Genomic DNA, 19,446 nt, shown 5'->3' with positions numbered 1-19,446 from the left:
CTTCGGGGACCTTTCCACGACTTGTGGGGGGCGTAGGAAACGGTCGATTCCAGGTGCTCCCCCTTTTCATGCCAATACCGAAGTCTAGCCCACCGTCTCCAGCGGTTTTTGCGGCGCGTACACCGTCACGGTGTGTTCTTTCCCGTCGTCCAACAATTGCAGATACGCCTGGCCCGCCGTTTCACGGCCGTCCACGACCCATGTGGCGGGCTCCCCGCATTTCACCTCGATGTGATACGTGGACTTGCCGAAACGGTAATCGATATTGAACGATTCCCACTCGTCAGGAACACACGGTCGGATGTAAAGCCGATCTTCCCTCCGTGTGACCCCTAACACGTACTCCAACCCCGCTTGGTACATCCAGCCGGCTGCACCTGTATACCAGGACCAGCCCGCCATTCCCCGATGCGGATGGGCTGTATACACGTCTGCGGACATCACGTACGGCTCGTTTCCGTACACCTGAACCTCCCGCGGTGTCTGCGTGTGCGAAATGGGGTTGAGCATGGAAAAGAGCTCAAACGCCTTGTCGCGGGCATCCAACATGGACCAGGCGACGATGCTCCAAATCACGCCGTGTGTATACTGGCCTCCGTTTTCGCGAATCCCTGGCGGATAGCCCTGGATATACCCAGGGCTCGGCCGCGTTTCGTCAAACGCCTTGGTCAACAGTCGAGCCAAGCTCAAGTCTCGCTCCACCAGTTCTCGGTCAAACGAGCGCATGGCGCGCAGTTGACGCTCGGGTGACGTTCCTTGCGAGATCACCGACCACGACTGTGCGATAGCGTCAATCCGGCACTCTACGTCCTGGATGGAGCCGAGCCACGTCCCTGCGTCCGTAAATGCGCGCCGGAACCAGGCTCCGTCCCAGGCGTTTTCGTTCAAGTGCTGCTCCAGTTCACGCGCTGTGTGCTTGAACGCATCGACAATCTCAGGTGGCAAGACCCCTTGTGGCAGTTGTAGAAATCGCTTCAGGACGTCGAGCAAAAACCACCCCAACCAGACACTCTCGCCTCGGCCCTTCGCCCCGACGCGGTTCATACCGTCGTTCCAATCGCCAATCCCTATCAGTGGAATGCCGTGTTCCCCAAATGTCATAGCATGGCGAATGGCGCGCAGGCAGTGATCCAACAACGTTCCTTCCTCGTCGGACACCACCGTGTCTTCATATCGCTCCAGTTCTCCCTCTTTCAGGACATCGCTGTGCAAGAACGGTACGACCTCGTCGAGAATCGCGACGTCGCCGGTGTGCTCCACATATCGCGAGACCGCGTACGGAAGCCAGAGCAAGTCGTCGGAAAACCGCGTCCGTATGCCTTTCTTTGTCTCATCGTGCCACCAGTGTTGCACATCCCCCTCCTGATACTGATGCGCCGCGTTGTGCAAAATTTGCTGCTTCGTGATGGCCGGATCCGCGTGCAATAAGGCGAGCGAGTCCTGGATTTGATCCCGAAATCCAAACGCACCCCCCGCTTGGTAAAACGCGGTGCGTGCCCACAGTCGGCAAGCGAGCGCTTGATACAACAGCCACCCGTTCAACATGAGGTCCATCGCCCTATCGGGTGTTTTCACCTTCACTTGCCCGCACATGCGCTCCCAGAACTGTGTCACTTTGGCCAGTGCATCTTCGTAGGCGGAGACAGTGCTGTACTGGTGAACCAGCGCCCGCGCTTCTGCTTTTGAAGCCGCGCAGCCGAGCAGAATGAGCACAGTCGTTTCGGCGTTTGCGGACAGGTCCACCACGGTCTGGATGGCGCCACACGTATTGGCATACGCACCTGCACGTCCCGACAACCTCTCCTCGTACAAGGATGCTGGATGTGCTCGTTCTCCCCCGCGGCCCATAAACTCCGCTCGGTCGCCTGTCCACGAGTACGACGCGGTGTGCGTTTGCTCCAGTTGCGTCAGATGCAGGAAACCCACAGCCTCTCGAAACGCATCCTGGTACGTGTTGTGGGCGAGTAATGCGGAACTCTTCTCATCCCATTCCGTGACAATGAACGGCGCTTGCGCTTCTCGTTGGACACCAAGCACCCACTCCGCGTAGTACGTCACCGAAATCCGCTTCGCCTCTGCAGTGGTGTTGCGCAAGGTGAGTTTGACAACTTTCAACGGGTGGTCTAGCGGAACGGTCGTCTCCATGACATGCGCAATCTCGCCGCTCGTCTGTTCCACCCGCGTGTAGCCCCACCCATGTGTGACCTCGTACGGACGCTGCCCCCCCGCAGGCTTCGGCGTCGCAGACCAGATCTCATTGGTGCCGAGGTCGCGAAAATAGAGGCACTCCCCCGGCTGATCGAGCACCGGATCATTGGTCCAAGGCGTCAATTTACACTCGCGCGAATTGCGCCACCAACTGTAACCGGTGCCTAGTTCCGTCACAAGACAGCCAAACCTCGGATTCGCGAGAACGTTGGTCCAGGGCCTAGGCAGGTAGGCACCCGCCTGCACGTGGATTCGGTAAGCGCGCCCGTCGTCCACAAAGCTGCCCCAGCCGTTGAAGAACTCGCCGTCCGACGTGGCTTGGAGCACTCGGGACCGCCTGGTCGGTCGCACGGACGAAAGCTCAGTCGGCGGCAATGTCGGCAAGTCACTCGGGTCAATGTGCAACTGCGTGCGCACACTGGGGCCACCAGCCCGTAACCACACGCGAGATACCGACTCTAGGAGCGTTCTCTCCTCCTTGGACAGCTGTGATCCCTTGATACTGACGACTCGCTTCAGCTCACCCACGCCGCACGAGGCAAGGTTCTCCCGCAAGCGGTGTATGAGTTCATCCTGGTAACCGCCGACCGTCTCATCCAGTACCACCAAGTCCACCGCCAGCCCCAATGCACACAGGTACTGGTGCTGACGAGCCAGGCGCGTGACAAACGGCAAGTCGGCCAAGTTGTGGATGGCCACCGTCAGAATCGGTGCGTCACCGCTGATGCCGCGCGGCCACAGCCGAGACTGCCCAAGCGTATTGCGCGTGATGGCCTCCCGGCGAGCCCGCGACAGCGGCGGTGTGTACAACAGCCGCCCCGCCAAACGCTGTGCGACCACCGCCTGCGCTGGAGACAGGTGGAGATGTCGCAAATCAATTTGTGCCCGCACCCAGGCCAGATGAAACGCCCGATCCGCCTGTGCAGGCTCCCGCAATTGCTGCACAATGTCGAGCGCCTGCTGCCGACTGGCTGCGACGCCGGTCACGATGTACACCGTAGCCGACGCTTTGGGTGCAAGGTGGATACAGCGCCGCATGACGAACGCGGGATCCGCAACAGACCCGACGGAGCCACGCAGATGGGCCTGCACTGCCTTGGGCGCCTGCAAGGAATAGCCGCGACCGATAAACGATGCCCTGTCGGTTTCAAACTCGTACTCTCCGGACTCAGCCCCATCCACGTACACGGTGTGAACAGCCCACGTCTCCTTTTCATCCTCTTCCCGGGGCCGACGCTTGGCCAGCAGGCACTGCGCATTGGCATCGTGGCTGGTTTGGACGAACAGTTTGCTGAACATCGGATGCGCGCTGTCCGCAGAGGGGCTGGCCAATGCCAGCTCGAGGAACGACGTCACCTCCAAAGTGCGGCCTTCTGCGCTGTGATTGACCAGTTGGAGGCGCCGCACCTCCGCGTCGACCTCAGAGGACACAGTCAGCTCCAACCTGGACGCAATCCCCTGGTACTGCCCCTCGTACGCTGTCTTGTCCAGTCGGAACACGGCGCTCGTATCCTCTAGAGCACGACAAGGGAACCGCGTTGGGCTCCACGTCTCCTCCGAAGTGACGTCGTGGATGTAAACCACCACACCGGACGTGTCAATGACTGGGTCTTCTCGCCATCGCGTGACCGCGAGCCCGTTCCACATGAGCATGCCGTTGCCATCGTTGGTGGCGACGCTCATCATCCGGCCATTGGATAGCACGTTGACTTCTGGCAGTGCCGTCGGTTCCGTGAACCTGCGCTCTGCGTCGTCGGTCTGCCCACCCAGTGTCGGCAACGTAGCGTTGCGTCCCACTGGCTCTTCAATGAGTGCCGCTTTTGCGGGAATTCGCTCCTGTAGGAGCAAGTCGGTGGCGCGAACGCGTGGATCTGCGTGGAATCGCTCCACCATGACGTCGTCCACCAAGAGATTGGCGACGGTCAACAGGCTCATGCCTTGATGGTGGGCCATGAAGCTCTGAATGACTTCATGTCGGCGCCCTTTCGGCAACCTTGATACCGTGAAGTCAACCGCTTCGTAAAAACCGTACGGGCCCTTTGCACCGAGTTCTTCGAACTTGCGAAGGGCTTCCACACCAGCTTCGCCAGCCACCGGTAACGCCAAGATGGTGGCGTACGGCGCCACGACCAAGTTCCGTTCCAGGCCCCTATCCAACCCGAGCCCAGGGACACCAAACGCCCGGTACTGGTAGTTGTGGTCGTAGTCAAACGCGTAGTAGCCGCTTTCGGAAATGCCGAATGGCACGCGATGCACCTGTGCGTACTCCCGCTGTCGCTGCACAACCCCGCGATATGTGGAGTCCCAGACGGTGTTCCGGTACGTCCGCATGAGGAGGGCGGGCATCAGGTATTCAAACATCGTTCCAGACCAGGACAACAAGGTTTTGTGACCGCCCGCAATCGTCATGGTGCGGCCCAGGGTGAACCAGTGCGACACTGGAATTTGCCCTAAAGCAATCGCCACAAAGCTCGCTTGCCGCGCTTCCGAAGCCAGTAGGTCGTAGAGAATGGTTTCCCTTCGGTTTGCATCGACGTGATACCCCAGACACAACAGTCGCTCGTCGGCGTTGTACAGTGACGCGAAGTCGGTCTGTTCAACCAACTGATCTATGTCCTCCAGGAGCCGTTCCACCCGAGACTGCAGTGCTCTGTCCCGCAGACGCCACTCGTGTAACCCTTGGCGAACCACCATGAGGTATGAAACCAGGTTGCCAGAGTCGACGGTGGACACATAGCGGGGCGCCAGCGGTTTTGCAGATTGTGTATCGTACCAGTTGTACAAATGCCCGTTCCACTTCTCCAGAGCGGCCAGGGTTCTCATGGAGGCCTCGAGGCGCTCGACCATGGTCAATGTATCAATAAACCCGAGATCACGCGCGGCCACCACACCTGCGAGATACAACCCAATGTTGGTCGGAGACGTGCGATGCGCGACGACTTCCTTGGGATGATACTGCACGTTGTCCGGGGGCAACCAGGAATCGGTTGCCGTCACGTACCGCTCGTAAAACGACCAAATTTGTCGAGCCAACGCCTTCAGCTCAGGCTGCATCTCATCCAGCCACTTACGGGACGGTTCTCTTCTTGGACGATTCAGCTGTTGAATGACGGGGCGAGCCAGCAGCCACATGACGAGGGCGACCACTGCGCTGACTCTGCCTGTAGTTCCCCCGCCCCCCCACATCAGCGCAACAAACAGGGCTACCACCATGTACCCAATGGGTTCATGCACAAACACGGGCCCGTTTACGGGACGCTGGTCCAGCTGGGCAGACGTCTCCCACTCCAGGAGTTTGCGCCGGCTCACCCACATGCGGAATACACTTCGAACAACGGCATCCACTGCCACCACTGCGACGAAGGGTAATGTCATGCACTGGATGACGCTTTGCAGGAAGCCAGCTCCCAGAGAACGCATGCTGCTGCGTCCGACCAACGCCTGACCAAGCGCCCTGAGAAATGGAAGAAACAATGTCAGGAGCACAATGGCTTCCCATGCGAATGCTCGGCCCGGCAGTACGGTGGCTCCGAGCAGTGCCACCAGCATGAGCGCTGGTGCAACGAGGCTCCGACGCAGATTGTCCAAGATGTGCCAACGCGTGAGTCCGCAGAGATCATTGTGGCGCTTCCGGCCTGTGCGGTCTCGGCAGATTCGCCCCAACCACGGAAGTAGCTGCCAGTCACCTCGAATCCAGCGGTGGGCTCGGCGCTGGTATGCGTAGAACGTGCTCGGGTGCTGCTCAATCACTTCGACGTCGGACGTCAGTCCAGCGCGAAGAAAGCCGCCTTCGAGCACATCGTGGCTGAGCACCTGGTTGTCCGGAATGCGACGGACGAGTGTCTTTCGAAACACGTCAACGTCGAAAATGCCCTTGCCGACAAATACGGCCTGGCCGAAAAAGTCCTGATACGGGTTGGAGGCCGCGAACGCGTACGGGTCAATGCCGGGTTCCCCCGCCCACAGCGCGGCAAACCGCGACTTTTGCGTGGACTCAAAGCTAACACCGATGGCTGGTTGCAACACCCCGTACCCTTCCACGACACTCGTTTCATCCTGGTTCAGCCGAGGCCTGTTGTAGGGCAAGTGGAGGGTGCCGGCCATACGGCCCACCACCCCTATCGGAAGCTGCGTATCGTGATCCACGGTAAATACGTAGCGGATGTTTTTCAGAATGTCCGTTTGTCCAACCACCGTGGTAAAACTGGTATCGGTACTCCCCGACAACAGTTCGACGAACTCCACCAATTTGCCGCGCTTGCGCTCCCACCCCATATAGACTTGGTCGACTGGGTTGTAGCACCGGGATCTGTGAAAGAGGAAGAACCGGTCTGCCCCGTACTTCGCCTGCAGCGCTTCAATCTTTTGGACCGCGTGCTGGACAATCGACTCGTCCTCTGCCAGCGCTTGCGTGTGAGCGTCCGTAAAGTCGGCGAGGACGGCGAAGTGGATGTGCTCCTGTCGGTTGGCCAGGTAGTGGACCAACAGTCTATCCATGACATCGTCCACCTCTTGGATGTCCGACCAGATGACCGGGATGACTACCATCGTGCGGGCATCCTCGGGCAACGCCTTGGAAAAGTCGTATCGCAAGAGCGGTGACGGACGGCAACACCTGCTGATGACCTCGTGCACAATGGCCACAACCCATTCACTGACTGGCAATGCGAGTGCAACAAAGACCGCCAGCCAGGACAACGGGCGGCGGATGGCTCCGAGCGCTGTCCACCCCCCGGCCAACAACATCATGGCCACAAATAACACCGCCACACTCGACAAGTACACGGCGAGCGGGCGCCGGCGCAGAGCAATCTGCGGCAGGCGACGAGGTCGCGTCACCTTGCAGAGTGCCCTGCGCATGGACGTGATGCCGTGTGGATGGAGTAAATAATAGGCGATGCAGACGTTTTGCGGCGGTTCACCGGCTGGAGTGTCGTCCGCCAAGCCACACTTTGCCAACCGAACTGCCGTCTCTGCAACCAACGTCTCTGGCACGCGAAGCTGGCTTGCGATGTCCGCGACGCGCCGTCGAAGCACGTCTCTACTCGCGAGATCCATACGCTCATAGTCACCGCTGGCATCACAGAGGAGGATTTGTTCGACGTGACAGATTTTCGTGAAGGTCAAGCGCCACGGATGACGCTCCAAAATGTGCAGACTTTGCACCAAATTCCCGCACGTGACCTGCAGTTCAGCCTGCAGCTGATGTTCAAAAGAGACCATTTGCTCAAGGCTCGACTCACTGTTTTCAACGTGTGCGGCGAGCCACTCTCGAACCGTGCGGATATCCGGTTCCCACTCGCTTAAGTGCTGTACGAGGTGCACGATTTCGGTTGTGCTGAGTGATCTCCCACGCGTTTCACGCTCCAGCAAGGTGCGAATCTTTTCATCCGTCATGTTCTTCGTACCGAGGCGTTCTAGCAAGGACGCCACATCGCTGCACACCTCGTGGCGTCGACGCACCTCGCGCATAGCCTTCGCGAGTCTACGAATCATCACGACGCGCATGGCGCTGGGCAGCGCCCAGCCTTCTGCAATCTTGAGCACGGAGACTTCCTGGTACGAATGCAGGTACGATTCAAACGAATGGAAGTCATAGCGTCCATCTACACACTCTAAATAGTCGTCGCAAACTGCGTAAATTCGCGGTGTCCCGGTGTCTCTCAACCTCGGCAACTGGTGAAGCGTCGCGCGCGGCAATTCCCGCTGGACCACTTGCGCTTGCGTCTCCAGAAACGCAATATGGTCCAGCAGCCAGTCCTCCGCAGGCTGTGCGCACTCCGACCGACTCAGCGTGAGCCGCTGGGCGAATGCGTGGAGACTGGCTACGTCAGACTGAAAAGCCGGCCAGAAGCGAGCCGTCGAACGCTGGCTCGCCGACAACTCGTGGGTCAGAGCAAACTCGCGTGCCCGGGCTTGTAGTTGTTCGTTGTTGAGAATCATAGGAGCCTCCCGAGCGTGGATCGCCTATCTACGGAAAAACAAAGAATGGCGACCACAAATCAGTAACACATGAAAATATCCCCTGAACACGCGCGTTTTATAAGTCGGCGATTTGACCCCCGTTTCACAGGCAACATACAATCAAATGCGTAGACCAAGTGCAATGCGTTCAATTCGTCTTTGCTGGGAGGATATTTGTGGCCATTTCCATCATTCGTGTCGAAGATCCATCTTCACTGCAAGATGCGTTTGAAGTTCGTCGACAGGTGTTCATTGAGGAACAACACGTTCCGGAGGACATGGAGCTGGACGAGTACGATGACGCTCCGCAAACGATACATATTCTCGCCCGTGATGAGAACGGATCTCCAGTAGGGACAGCCCGCTTCCGCCCCTACCATGATGCTGGCGTTGCAAAAGTAGAACGCGTGGCTGTCGTTGGTAGCCATCGAGGCACGGGATTGGGTCGTTCCCTCATGAAATTCATTGAGGCAGAAGCGAGCCACGAAGGCTTTCGGGAACTTCGGCTCAACGCCCAGACACACGCCCAATGCTTCTATGAACGTTTGGGGTACAAAGCGGTGGGGAACGTATTTTTCGAAGCGGGCATTGAACACATCGCCATGTGGAAACCGCTTTCCACACATTGACGATTTTCAAACTGAGCACGCCATAGTTGGAATTTTGCAAATCGCTCGGGTAAACAAGGGGGGTTTTAAGGAGAATAAAGAAGTAAATCGCTGGATGCCCCGTCCTTCTTTCCCGGATACGGTGCACCCAGCGTAGAGTGGTGATCTCCGTGGTTTGCCCCACGTCTCATTTTTTCGGTCCCTGTTTCAGCACCTGGAGGATTTGACTTTCGTTCATCCCACTTTTGAACGTATATGTCCCTGGGTGTACGTCTTTCTCAACGCCTGTCTTCTTCAGGGTCATGGCAAACCCCATGGCATTGTCTACCAAGTGATGCGCTTGCAGAAACTTGCAGAGGTCGTAGAGAGACATCCCGTGACTCAGGGTGAAGCTGAAGGTTTGTGGCGGCGATGGTTTGCTCGTTTTCGGCTTCGCGGACGGCTCTGCTGCCCGGGTCGCTTGTGCAACGGAAGTGGATGCGCTGGGTACCGCTGCCACTTGCTGCGTCACAACCTTCTCCGTCGGCTGGTGGAGAGCATAGCCAACAACGCCTGCCACGATAACCGCTCCGACAAACGTTGCACGATAAAACCACGGTGAATGTACAATGGGCCGAGAATGCATCGAGATGACTTCTTCGATGTGCCATTCCAAGTTGCGGCATGTCAGTCGCAAATCGATTACGGTCCCCCGGAGAGCACTTCGAACGTACAACACCAACGTATCGTCGTTCCGGACCTCTGTGGCGAAGACCTCACCACGCAGCGTGGATTTCCAAAGCTTAACGCGCGTTGCCTCACTGTCCTCTATCGTACTTAGTGGGTTCCGAAGAAGCGGGCTGATTTCACGGGTGAACTGTTCCTGCGAAAACTCTGGCAGGCCAAGTTCCGTAATCGCGTAAGTGAGTGACTTGTGTATAGCGGATTTTAACAACTCGTTTGAACCTATTTTCAATCCTGTATTTGCTCCTATCACTTTGTGCCACCTTTTCTTACTGAATCCAGGGAAATTGTGGTTTGCATGAGACACACAACCAGCACCTCAATGTGACGGTGCAATACATATTCCTAATAGACTTCGGGCTCAGCCACGATGCTGTGGGGGTCTGTTGTCTAGAAAAACATGACATTCTACCACTTGCGCATACGCCTGCTATCGTTTGTCGTTGCGTGGCTTGAAGTATACGTCAAGGTGCTCCCACATCTGCTCGAGGTTTTTCATCTGCTCTGATGATACATGTTGGGCCATGCAACGTAAAAGTGCTTGAATTAAGGCGAGTGGGGCAACAAATGAATCCATATGCGATGCAATGCCAGTTGGACAATACAGCGTCTCCAGTGCGTACTGGGAAAGTGGAGAAGACGCGTAATCTGTGATGGCAATGGTTGGTACCCCGAGGTTCTTAAAGTAACGCAAGCTGTCAACTGTGAACCTCGAGTATCTTGAAAACCCAATCCCAACGACAACGTCCGATGGACCAAAGCGATTCATGACATCCATGGTTCGTGGTTCCCCAGTGAGCACCATCGGTTGCTTACCGAAAATATTTAAATAAAACTCAAAGAATACTCCAAGGGCAACAGCACTCCGCGAGCAAACCAGCGCAATTTTCTCTGCACGGTCCAGCATGTCCGCTGAACGCCGCAATGAGGCAGCGTCCAGCTGGTGAATCATCAGTTTTAAATTTTGTACATCGTCCTCAAGCGATGAAAAGAAAATGGATGCTTCGTCTTCATGCTGAATAGACTGAGAACGTTCTAAGCGCTCTTTGGTGGTTAAACGCAAACGGACCATGGCCTGCAACTGCTGTGATAGAGCAGGAAAGCCCGTATATCCAAGAAACGTCGAAAACCTTGTGACAGTGGAATCGCTGACACCTGCCTGCTTTGCTAATTGTGCGACGTTGAAAAAAGCGGCAGTTTCAGGATCCTGTAAAATCACATCCGCAATTCGCTGTTGCGAAGCACTCATTGTGGGGTATTTTTCAGTAATGCGTTTTAAAACCTCTGTTTCCTGCACGTGTCAACAAGGTTCCTTTCACGATAAGTGAATGGTTATTCTTTTCAATTCGGAGAAGCTCCGTTCAAACGCGTCTAGTGTATGTTGAACTTCTTTCTCTCCATGAACCGCAGACACGGAGAACCGATTGAATGGTTTCGAAAACACACCAAACCTCATCAGTAAGTAGTCCAATGCTTCTCTCAGATCTTTCGACGGAGTAAAGGCAGAGTCCTCTTCTGGCTTGCTTCGTTCGCTCACCATGAAATTGAAAATCGTCCCGATTCCAAGCACGCGTACGCCAAAGCCGTAAGACTCCCCAATGGCTCGAATCCCTTCTTTTAATTGGTTCGTGGTGTGGAGTATGTGTTCGAAACGCCCTGGTTCCTGAAGAAATTGTATGGTTTTGAGTCCGGCAGACAGGGAGATTGGGTTACGTGCCAATGGGGTTCTGTGATCGTTTTGGGGAGCTCAGTTCCAGGATATCCTTTCTGCCGCCAACGGCACCAATGGGAAACCCGCCACCTAACACCTTTCCGAGCGCAGTCAGATCCGGTTTGACATTGTAATATTCTTGAGCACCGCCCAGGGCAACGCGATCCAGTTTTTACTTCGTCAAATACCAGCAGAATGCCAAGTTCTTGAGTGAGCGCACGAAGTTGCTGAATGAACTCCTGCTCCGCTGGGATATAGCCTGCCTGTACAGGTTCAAGGATGACAACGCCCACCTTTTCTTGTTGCTCACGAAGAATTTGCTCACATAGCGGAAAGTCATTGAATGGTAGCACCACAGTGTGATCCAAAAAATAGTCTGGTATCCCCATCGATTCGGAGACGACGCGTGGACGTTCATGTTGCCCTCCCTGCGTCGAATGCGTGCTAATCAACACACGTTCATGACCGCCATGATAATGCCCGTCAAACTTTGCAATGTGTGTCTTCCCCGTAAACGACAACCCTAAACGAATGGCTAAAAGGGTCGCTTCTAATCCGGAATTGGTGGATCTGACGGCCTCAATGCTAGGGAATAGCGACTGAAGGAGTGCAACCATCTCTGTTCCCAGGGGATAAGGAACGCCAAATGAGGAGGTCCCGTACGTACGCCAAACCTCGTTCACTGCTTCCTTCACGACGGGATGTCCGTGCCCCAGAATCAACGCGCCGAAAGATAGCAAATAGTCCACATAATAATGACCGTCCACGTCGATCAACCAGGCACCGTCAGCCTGTTGGAACGATAGTGGATACGGATCGAAAAACTTTACGTTGCCTTGCACTCCACCCGGAATCATGGTCTCCGCGCGATGAAAAGCCTGCATGGAACGGGGCGTCATTTCTTTATACTGATGTTTCAAGTCACAAAGGTCCAATGGTATGCCACCAATATTGTGTTATGAAATAATAATTGCAGAAACTCAATGTTTCTGCAATTATTATTTCAGCTATGGGATATGACCTAGCAGGTTCGAGAACAAATTTCGTTCGCACTTGCTTTCAGCCAATGTGAGCCGCATCGAGCGCATGACGGCTGTCTACGCGCAAATCCTTTAACTTCCCGTAGTACTCTTTCAAAAACATAAACAGGTGATATTCGGTCGCTTGCTGAACAAAGCGCTCATGGGTAGCGGGCAACGGTCCCCGATAAAAACGCGCTTCCACATTCGCGTATGCAGCATCGACCCAATGGAAATGGCACGGTTTTCCCCAAATGATGCGTCGCTGAATCCGTAGAAGCAACGCGGCCAGCCGAACCAGGTCAGACCGTCTTTGCAGATTGGACAATCTTTGAAGCGTCTTGTTCATATCCCGTACACGCTCCACCATGGACTCTAACGCATGGAAGGCGTCCAGCGTATTTTCCTCAACAACGCGCCCGTACCTCTGGTCTTCACGCACGTACCCGGCAATTCGCTTGCCCTCCTCGAGAGATTCTCGGACGCGGTCTATGGTCCGCCGGAATACTGGATACGGCGTGGCGATTCCTCGTTCCAAGTCCCGATGAACGACGCGAATCAACTGGAAGACAGATTTTTCACAGCTAGCCAGCAAACTCCCAGAGCGCGCCCGATGTGTCGGTCTGAACAGGAGGTTGATGGCATTGCCGTAGCCGATGCCAATCCCGACGAGCGCCAATTGGTTAAGCCCCCCGTGCAGGTAAGACATGCCCTGTGCCCCGATGGTATTCACAGCAATCACAACGGCGACGAGCAGTGAATTTGTCCAGTGCCATCTCACATGCAACCCCATGAGAAGCAAAGGCACAATACAAAATGTCAATGCAGAAGGGCCAAAGGCGTAGAGCGCCAGAACGGCAGCACCAGCCCCCAATAAAGCACTGAGAAGTTGTTGAAAGCCCTGACGGAGAGAACGATAGACGGAGGGTTGAACAGCGAGAACCGACACAATGCCTGCAAATTGCGGAGCGGCGAGGTGGAGGTACCGTGCAGTCATCACGGAGAAAGCGATGGCGACGCAAGTTTTCAACGTCCGCGCTCCAATTTTCGGCACCATCAGGCGCATCCCCGTCACAATTGGAAGCATGGACCCGCGCAAGCGATTCATCACAATCATCCCTCCGGCGAGATTCATATGGATTCATGTACATTTCGCCTATCCCAAAGAACGCCTGCGAAAAACAACAATGAGTTGTTCTTTGTCTCGCTGAATGTCAACAACTTTGATGTCAGATGACTCGACGAGACTGCGAATTTCGTTCAAAATCGCTGGCCAATGAATCAAGTCGGAGCGCGACAAAATCACAGTTTCAAATACATTGAAATTTTCCACAGTGGTACCTCCTGCCCTGTGCACGATTGGTATCAAGTTCGGAATCCCCCCTTCGCTGTGCTCAGATTTGATTTCAACGATACATGGAGACGAGCGGAATGATCAATGGTTTATGTAATGTAAACTAACATCAATTTTAAATTTTCATTTATTATGTAAGTTAATATAACCTTAATACAGAAAGAATGATGACATCCTGGGTTGAAGCAAGCTCTGTCCACAATGGATGCATATGACGCAGGCCCGTAATTCCGTTGATTCAGGGCCATGGCCATCCCGTACGATACACATCGGTCCCACCACTTGTGAAACTTCCTCCACATTCATCTCTTTTTTCTTCTTGCCAGGTTTAATTTAGCTCAAAATTGCGACACTGGTTTATTAACAACATGTCTTTCATTCCCTCTCCCAATGTTGAAATACCTATTCGAATAAGGAGGAGAACACGGTGAGCCTTGCACTACGATTGAGAGAATTTAAGGAACACGAGCGAGAACTACAGTGGGAAGGTACGTTCGAACAATATTTAGGGATTGTGGAGCAAAACCCAGCAGTGGCGAACACGGCACATGCGAGAGTCTACGACATGATTGTCTCAGCCGGCGTGGAAGAAGTGGACGGGCACAAGATTTACCACTTTTTCGAAAATGAACTTTTCGGACTCCAAATTCCTCTCGAGCGGCTGGTGGAAGAGTATTTCCACTCGGCAGCCCGTCGCCTGGACGTCCGTAAGCGAATCCTCCTGCTGATGGGTCCCGTCAGCGGCGGCAAGTCGTCTCTCGTTACCTTATTGAAACGCGGCTTAGAGGCATACAGCCGCACAGACCGAGGTGCCGTCTACGGAATCAAAGGCTGCCCCATGCATGAGGAGCCTCTACACCTCATCCCGCACAAACTTCGGGCTGAGATGGAAAAAGAATTGCACGTGCACATTGAAGGAGACTTGTGCCCAGTCTGTCAATTGCGGTTGGACGAAGAGTTCAATGGAGACATCCTGAAAATGCCCGTAGAACGTGTTCTGTTTAGTGAAGGCAGGCGCGTCGGCATCGGCACGTTCAGCCCGTCTGATCCAAAGTCTCAGGATATCTCGGAACTGACCGGGAGCATCGACTTTTCGACCATCGCCGAATACGGATCAGAGTCGGATCCACGTGCATTTCGATTTGATGGAGAACTGAACAAGGCCAATCGTGGCATCTTGGAAATGCAAGAGATGTTGAAGATTGACAGCAAGTTTTTGTACCACCTGCTCAGCCTGACACAAGAAGGCAACTTTAAAGCCGGCCGATTCGCACTCATCAGCGCAGATGAACTGGTCATTGCACATACCAACGAAACAGAGTACCAGACGTTTATCTCAAACAAGAAGAACGAAGCCTTGCATTCCCGGATGGTCGTCATGCCCATTCCCTACACCTTGCGTGTCAGCGACGAAGTCAGAATCTACGAGAAGCTCGTTGCACAAAGTGACTTGCGCCATGTCCATGTGGCCCCTCATGGTCTCCGTACAGCGGCCATCTTCTCCGTCTTATCCCGGTTGAAGGAATCGACAAAGGCCGATTTGCTGAAAAAGCTAAAACTGTACGACGGCCAATCGGTGGAAGGAAACGACATTGACGTAAAGGAACTGCAAAGCGAACATCCGCTCGAGGGCATGAGTGGGATTGATCCGCGGTATGTCATCAACCGCATTTCCTCCGCCCTCGTCCGCAATGAGTCAACGTGCATTAATGCCCTCGACATTTTGCGGTCTTTGAAAGACGGATTGGATCAGCACGCGAGCATCTCCCCGGCGGATAAGGAAAAGCTCCTCAACTACATCGGTGCCGCCCGCCAGGAGTATGACGAAGTGGTGAAAAAGGAAGTGCAGAAAGCCTTCGTTTATTCCTACGAAGAATCTGCACAGTCCCTGTTCAACAACTACCTGGACAATGTGGAAGCGTACTGCAACAAGCAAAAGCTGAAGGATCCCATCACAGACGAAGAAGTCGATCCCGATGAAACACTCATGCGCTCCATCGAGGAACAGATTGGCGTAAGCGACAACGCCAAGACACAATTCCGCGAAGAGATTCTCATCCGGATGTCTTCTTACGCCCGACGGGGAAAAGTTTTTTCCTACGATTCGCACGAACGGTTGAAAGAAGCCATTGAACGGAAACTGTTCAATGACCTGAAAGACGTTGTCAAAATTACCACGAACGCCAAGACACCCGACCCCGACCAACTCAAGCGGATTAACCAGGTCCACGAGACCCTTGTGGAAAAGCACGGGTACTGTCACATCTGTGCAAATGAGGTCTTGAAATACGTGGGAAGCTTGTTGAACCGTTAAACAGAAAGCCAGCATTCGGAAAGTCAGCGATTTGCAAAATAGCGACAAAAGGAGGGGACACGATGGGTATTTTGGTACACGACGACTGGTCGCTGGACCGACGAGGCCAGCGGGCGCAGGCGCGACACCGTGAGAAGATTAAGGAGGCCATCCGTGGCAACCTCGCAGACATCGTCTCTCACCATGACATCATCCTATCGGATGGCAAACGCACGGTGCGGATCCCGGTAAAACAGCTCGATGAGCCACATTTCCGGTATGACTACGGCAAGCAAAAACACGCGGGACAAGGCCCCGGGCAACAAGGACAATCCATCGGTAAGGCTATCCCGGGGCCGAGCGCCCCTGGAGCCGGTGCGGGTGACCAACCCGGAGAACACAACCTGGAAGTAGATGTCACGCTGGAAGAAATTGAAGACGCCTTGTTTTCCGAACTTTGCCTGCCCAACTTAAAAGATAAGCCACAGACGAAGAACATCATGACCGATGGTTTTGATTTTACGGATATACGCAACAAAGGAATCCGGTCCAATATCGACCGCAAACGAACATTGATAGAAGCGTTGCGCAGAAGTAAAAACAAGGGTCACAGACTGACCATTACCGAAGATGACTTGCGCTTCAAGACGTGGGAAGACACGGTACGCCCGGAAACGGGCGCCGTGGTCATCGCCATGATGGATGTCTCGGGAAGTATGGGCGCATCCGAAAAATACGTAGCGAGAACGTTCTTTTTCTGGATGGAGAAATTCCTGAAAAAGCAATACTCGCACGTGGATATGCGCTACCTCGTCCACCATACTGAAGCGTATGAAACCAATAAGGACACCTTCTACACTGTCAGAGAAAGTGGCGGAACCCTGTGTTCTTCCGTGTTCCAAGCCGCGAAAGACTTGATTCAGTCCGATTATCCGCCGGAACTGTGGAACATCTACCTGATGTATGTCAGCGACGGGGACAATCTGTTCAGTGACAATGAACGAACGGTGACATTGATTGGCGAACTGTGCAACGTAGCATCGATGATTGGCTATCTCGAAGTCAACTCGTACAGCCGCACGACGGTGCTCTCTAAGGCTGTAGAAAGTCTGCATCAACCGGAGTTCCGGTGGACCAGTATCACGGATAATAAGCAAATCCTGAACGCGTTGCGCCTTTTCTTTCAAAGAAAGGAAGTGACCAGTGCATGAAGCAAGAGGACTATGCTCGTTTGGAGGAATCCATTGCATGGATGGAGTCACAGGCGCGGTCCTATGGACTCGATTTCTTCGACATGCGGTACGAGATTTGTCCCGCGGACGTCGTCTACACCATTGCTGGATTTGGTATGCCCACCCGATACAGCCACTGGAGCTTTGGCAAGCAATATTACCGTCAGAAGCTGGACTTCGATCTCGGCCTGTCGCGCATCTACGAGCTCGTCGTCAACAACGACCCATGTTTCGCATTCTTGCTGGACTCCAATACCGTCCTGCAGAATGAGATGATTGTCGCTCACGTGCTTGGGCACAGCGATTTCTTCAAGAATAACGCCCGCTTCCGCTATACCAACCGTCGGATGGTCGATTCCATGGCGGCATCTGCAGAGCGATTTCGGAAATATGAGGAAATGTACGGGATAAACCGCATGGAAGAAATACTGGATGCCGCTCTCTCCATCCAGGAACATGTGGATGCATCCTGGCGTTCGAGAGCCCACGTCCCCGAACAGGAAGTGAAAAAAGCTGGCCGGAGCCCATACGATGACCTTTGGTCCATCGGCCAGCCCAAATCGGAAGAAAACAGCACCCGTTCACGCATCGCGGATGTCATTCGCAACGAACGGTCGACCGGTGCAACTCGCCTCCACTCACCTGAACCAGGGCACTCGAAAGACCTGTTGATGTACATCGTCGAACACAGTCGTCATCTCGAAGATTGGGAGCGCGACGTCATCTCGGTAGTACACGACGAAATGCTGTACTTCTGGCCGCAACTGGAAACCAAAATCATGAATGAAGGTTGGGCGACCTATTGGCACACCGAGCTCATGCAAGCGATGGATCTGGACGGCCAGGACGCCATCGATTTCGCTCAACTCACGGCCGGCGTGACGCAACCGAACCGATACACCCTCAACCCTTACAACGTCGGGCTTGCTATCTGGCGGGATATCGAACGGAAATACGGTAGAGAGAAGATGTTTGAAGTCCGGGAGTGCGAGTCTGACACAAGTTTTCTTCGCAACTACCTGAACCAAGACGTCGTGGATGAGTGTGACTTGTACTTGTACGAGAAGAGAGGTATCGATTGGGTGGTGGTTGAGCGGGATTACGAAGTCATCCGAGACATCCTTGTCCAGCAACGCACCAACGGTGGATTCCCGACCCTGTACGTGACCAACGAGAATCCCAAGGACCCCCGTGGGCTGCGTATCACCCACTCGTTTGAAGGCCAGGAACTAGATGTTGAGTACATTGAACGAACGCTGCCCAACGTGTATCGGCTATGGGGACAGCCCGTGACGCTCCAGACCCTTGTGAATGGCCGCCCCGTCGAATTTGTTTTTGACGGAACCACGACACAGCGGAAAGCCGTATAATCGTCGGATGTCCAGTACCATTCGACCCGCCGCGGCGAGAGGGGTCAGCAATGGCTGATCCCCCGCAGCGGAAACGGATGGACAACTCATCCAAACACGGGCCCGTTTGTCGGTCTGTGTTGAAACCCGTTCCATTCCGACAACTTGCGTGTCTTCTCCACCAACACTGCAATGGCGCGCTGTCCCTGCTCATGGTCCAATTGTGACGTCATGGCAAGGCATGCCAAGACAAATTCCACGTTCCCTGCTTTATCGAAGATGGGTGCAGCAAAGGACGATATCCCAGGTGTCAACTCGCCGTGTGAAACAGCGTACCCCTGTTTCCTGATCTCTTGTAGCTTGCGAATCAACGTCTCCGGATCTGCCGGGACATCCTCCCCACTTCTCAACACGCCTTCTTGGATCAACCTCGGCCACTGTTGTTCATCATCGTACGCTAAGAAGCACCGACCAAACGCCACGCCGCCAATCGGAAACTGTTGTCCGATGGAGACCGATATTTTCACGTCGTCATTGGGAGACTCCTCGGAGCCAATATAAATCAAGTGGTTGTCCTGCAGTCGCTCAATCAACACAGTGGTAAAACCGGTCAGTTCCGCAATGGATTTGAGTTCCCGAAGGATGGTCGCAACCGAGTCGTTGAGCTCTAGGGCCCGGTTCCCTAACGGGATGAGATACGGACCCAGACTATATTTTTTCGTCTCCGGATTGAATTGGATAAAATCCTCTCGCGCCAAGGTCCGAAGAACCCGCAAACACGTGGTCGGATTTGCGTCCAAGAGATCAGATATCTCTTTCAATGAACAGCGCTTGTACTTGTAGCGGCTGAGCAACTTGAGCATGCGCATTGCCAGCGCCACGGAAGGAACTTGATAATCCACAGAGCAGACCCCATTCCATCGTAGGACCGGGCACCGAATGGCATGGACCGGTGCGTCCGGACCACTTGAGTGGTGAAAAACAG

At 54.4% G+C, this 19,446-nt stretch carries 11 protein-coding genes; 4 read left to right on the top strand and 7 right to left on the bottom strand.

Going from position 1 to position 19,446, the window contains the following annotated elements; genetic code table 11:
* Positions 1 to 84: 84 nt before the first annotated feature.
* A complete protein-coding gene (locus YWK_RS0100130; RefSeq protein WP_026963167.1) occupies positions 85 to 8,151 on the bottom strand; it encodes a glycoside hydrolase family 94 protein in 8,067 nt (2,688 codons plus the stop codon).
* A 197-nt stretch (positions 8,152 to 8,348) separates the two neighbouring features.
* Between YWK_RS0100130 and YWK_RS0100125 the strand changes: the two genes are divergently transcribed.
* Positions 8,349 to 8,801: a GNAT family N-acetyltransferase gene (locus YWK_RS0100125; RefSeq protein WP_342664222.1), complete on the top strand. Its 453-nt coding sequence runs from the start codon at positions 8,349 to 8,351 to the stop codon at positions 8,799 to 8,801.
* A gap of 166 nt (positions 8,802 to 8,967) precedes the next feature.
* Here the strand turns inward: YWK_RS0100125 and YWK_RS0100120 are convergent, their stop codons facing one another.
* The 5 genes from YWK_RS0100120 to YWK_RS21705 all read right to left on the bottom strand — a co-directional run bounded on the left by YWK_RS0100120 (position 8,968) and on the right by YWK_RS21705 (position 13,566).
* On the bottom strand, positions 8,968 to 9,735 hold the full coding sequence (locus YWK_RS0100120; RefSeq protein WP_156908983.1) for an MltG/YceG/YrrL family protein: 768 nt from the start codon (positions 9,733 to 9,735) through the stop codon (positions 8,968 to 8,970).
* A gap of 198 nt (positions 9,736 to 9,933) precedes the next feature.
* A complete protein-coding gene (locus tag YWK_RS0100115; RefSeq protein WP_035465639.1) occupies positions 9,934 to 10,800 on the bottom strand; it encodes a MurR/RpiR family transcriptional regulator in 867 nt (288 codons plus the stop codon).
* 320 nt (positions 10,801 to 11,120) lie between these two features.
* On the bottom strand, positions 11,121 to 12,134 hold the full coding sequence (locus YWK_RS17570) for an aminotransferase class III-fold pyridoxal phosphate-dependent enzyme (RefSeq protein ID WP_245578460.1): 1,014 nt from the start codon (positions 12,132 to 12,134) through the stop codon (positions 11,121 to 11,123).
* A gap of 139 nt (positions 12,135 to 12,273) precedes the next feature.
* Entirely contained in the window at positions 12,274 to 13,341 is a 1,068-nt protein-coding gene (locus YWK_RS17565) for an FUSC family protein (protein ID WP_169727108.1), read from the bottom strand.
* 48 nt (positions 13,342 to 13,389) lie between these two features.
* A complete protein-coding gene (locus YWK_RS21705; RefSeq protein ID WP_156908982.1) occupies positions 13,390 to 13,566 on the bottom strand; it encodes a hypothetical protein in 177 nt (58 codons plus the stop codon).
* 448 nt (positions 13,567 to 14,014) lie between these two features.
* Between YWK_RS21705 and YWK_RS0100095 the strand changes: the two genes are divergently transcribed.
* The 3 genes from YWK_RS0100095 (at position 14,015) to YWK_RS0100085 (ending at position 18,482) form a co-directional block, all read left to right on the top strand.
* Positions 14,015 to 15,901 (top strand): PrkA family serine protein kinase, encoded by a 1,887-nt coding sequence (locus YWK_RS0100095; RefSeq protein ID WP_026963162.1) that lies wholly within the window; start codon positions 14,015 to 14,017, stop codon positions 15,899 to 15,901.
* 62 nt (positions 15,902 to 15,963) lie between these two features.
* Positions 15,964 to 17,091: a DUF444 family protein gene (locus YWK_RS0100090; RefSeq protein WP_026963161.1), complete on the top strand. Its 1,128-nt coding sequence runs from the start codon at positions 15,964 to 15,966 to the stop codon at positions 17,089 to 17,091.
* Positions 17,088 to 18,482 (top strand): SpoVR family protein, encoded by a 1,395-nt coding sequence (locus YWK_RS0100085; protein ID WP_026963160.1) that lies wholly within the window; start codon positions 17,088 to 17,090, stop codon positions 18,480 to 18,482. The genes YWK_RS0100090 and YWK_RS0100085 overlap by 4 nt, the downstream gene beginning before the upstream one ends.
* Positions 18,483 to 18,568: 86 nt before the next feature.
* On the opposite strand, the gene YWK_RS0100080 is transcribed toward YWK_RS0100085, so the two are convergent.
* The gene (locus tag YWK_RS0100080; protein WP_026963159.1) at positions 18,569 to 19,363 is read right to left on the bottom strand and encodes an IclR family transcriptional regulator; all 795 of its coding nucleotides are present in this window, start codon (positions 19,361 to 19,363) and stop codon (positions 18,569 to 18,571) included.
* Positions 19,364 to 19,446: the final 83 nt, after the last annotated feature.

Source organism: Alicyclobacillus pomorum DSM 14955, from assembly GCF_000472905.1.
GTDB classification, from domain to species: Bacteria; Bacillota; Bacilli; order Alicyclobacillales; family Alicyclobacillaceae; genus Alicyclobacillus_A; species Alicyclobacillus_A pomorum.
This window is presented reverse-complemented; position numbering and strand designations above follow the sequence as displayed.